We start from the raw sequence: 1,817 nt of genomic DNA on the forward strand, positions 1-1,817 counted from the left end.
TGCAAATGGCTCTCCGCCGGCAGTCGGTGGCACCTTCACGCCTGAGTGGTCGGTCATCGCTTCCTACCAGCACCAGTTCGCACCGAACTTCAAGGGTTCGATCGGTGGTCAGTACTCAATAGACTACTACGCAACTCCGCTTGCCGGTACTCTTCCGATTGGTAACGTCCAAAACAACCTTGATTCATGGGCGGTTGAAGGCGTTCTGGTCTGGAACCCGGTTGAGAACCTCGAAGTCCGCGGTGAAGTTCGTTACACCGAATTCGAGGGCAACGGCGGCGACGCCACGACGGGTCTCTTCCGTCTGCAGCGCAACTTCTAAGTTGAGCTAAAAACTCGACGGCCGCTTCTACCGAAGCGGCCGTCAATAAAACTAGTATGAACCTGGTAGATGATTCTACCGGGTGCTTTCGCTTGTCTGGAGGAGGCAACCTATGCTAAGCAATGAGCCATATTATCAACTTTACGATTTAACACGAAAAGATTGTATACATTTGATATTTTGCTAGTGGTTGCAAGTCATGCTGAGTGAAAGAAACAATAATCTCCTGGAATTGTGGAGCAACTACAGCGATTTATTGTGGGAGGACGGCAAGCATAAGGAGGCGTGCCGTAGTTACATCGACGAAATATACCGCTTTATGCTTATCAGCGGTCGCGCGGAGTATGACAACAACTTACTGGACGATCTGACGATCTACTTCCGCCAGAAGGGCAATCGCAACTCCACCATCAACCGTAAATTCGCCAGCCTCTCGAAACTGTTGCGCAAGCATCACAGGAATGGCGGATTGACCAAGCTGCCGGAGTTCAGGAAGCTTCCTGAACGAAACGCGCGTATCCGTTTCCTTACCAAAGAAGAAGAAGCCGACCTCTTTGGCCGCATCGAGAATATCGATCACGCATATGCGCAGATCAGCCGTTTCCTCGTCGAGACCGGCGCGCGTGTGGGGGAGGCTCTGAAGTTAAACTGGGGTGATATCGAGGGTGACTACATCACCTTCTGGGAAACCAAATCATACAGACCCCGCACTATTCCGATGACCCATCGCGCAAAGAAGGTCGTTGAAGAACAACGCGGCATGTCGGGCCGAAAGGCCGGCCCCTTTCATGGTGTGGCTTATGCCAAATATCGCAATGCCTGGAATGATGCCAAGGACAAGACCCATATGCGTAGCGACCGTCAGGTCGTACCGCATGTGTTGCGCCACACCTGCGCTTCGCGTCTCGCACAATCCGGCGTCGATATAAAGCGGATCCAGGAGTTTCTCGGTCACCGGACACTCAGCATGACGCTGCGCTATGCGCACCTGTCTCCGAAGCATCTGGATGTCTGCGCCGAGGCGTTAAACAAGTTGCACCACTGATCAAAGCGCACAAAGAAGCAGGCTGAAAAACGCGCTTCGTGACCAACGTATAGAAAAGGGCCCGGCAGCCAAGCTGCCGGGCCCTTGAATTAGGCTTCCAGGTAGAAACCTTAGAAGTTGCGCTGCAGACGGAAGAGACCCGTCGTGCTGTCGCCACCCGGGTAACCGACAGCGGCGCTGCTCTGGAAGTCGGTGTAGCGAACTTCACCGCGAACTTCGAGGTTCTCAACCGGGTTCCAGACCAGAACACCTTCGATTGCCCAGGAGTCGATACCGGTGCTTGCACTGCCAAGCGGTGCGGTGCCGGCAATCGCAGTGGCGTAGTAATCAGAAGAGTACTGACCACCGATCGAACCCTTGAAGTTCGGTGCGAACTGGTGCTGGTAGGAAGCAATGACCGACCACTCAGGTGTGTGGGTCGTAGCAATACCTACCGGCGAAGCATTCGCG

The 1,817-nt window shown here is 53.9% G+C and carries 3 protein-coding genes; 2 read left to right on the plus strand and 1 reads right to left on the minus strand.

Annotated features, from left to right (window positions below):
- A partial coding sequence (locus OOZ53_RS26445; RefSeq protein WP_271092798.1) for a porin occupies positions 1–322 on the plus strand: 322 nt, incomplete at its 5' end.
- Between the two features lie 199 nt (positions 323–521).
- The gene (locus OOZ53_RS26450; protein WP_271092799.1) at positions 522–1,367 is read left to right on the plus strand and encodes a tyrosine-type recombinase/integrase; all 846 of its coding nucleotides are present in this window, start codon (positions 522–524) and stop codon (positions 1,365–1,367) included.
- A gap of 110 nt (positions 1,368–1,477) precedes the next feature.
- On the opposite strand, the gene OOZ53_RS26455 is transcribed toward OOZ53_RS26450, so the two are convergent.
- Positions 1,478–1,817, minus strand: a 340-nt coding sequence (locus tag OOZ53_RS26455) for a porin (protein ID WP_271092800.1), incomplete at its 5' end; no start/stop codon positions are given.

It is taken from the genome of Allohoeflea poritis, assembly GCF_027889715.1.
GTDB classification, from domain to species: Bacteria; Pseudomonadota; Alphaproteobacteria; order Rhizobiales; family Rhizobiaceae; genus Hoeflea_A; species Hoeflea_A poritis.

Bases quoted from the DNA above. Each gene is read 5' to 3' on its own strand.
- OOZ53_RS26450 (WP_271092799.1), top strand. From the start codon at position 522: ATGCTGAGTGAAAGAAACAATAATCTCCTGGAATTGTGGAGCAACTAC.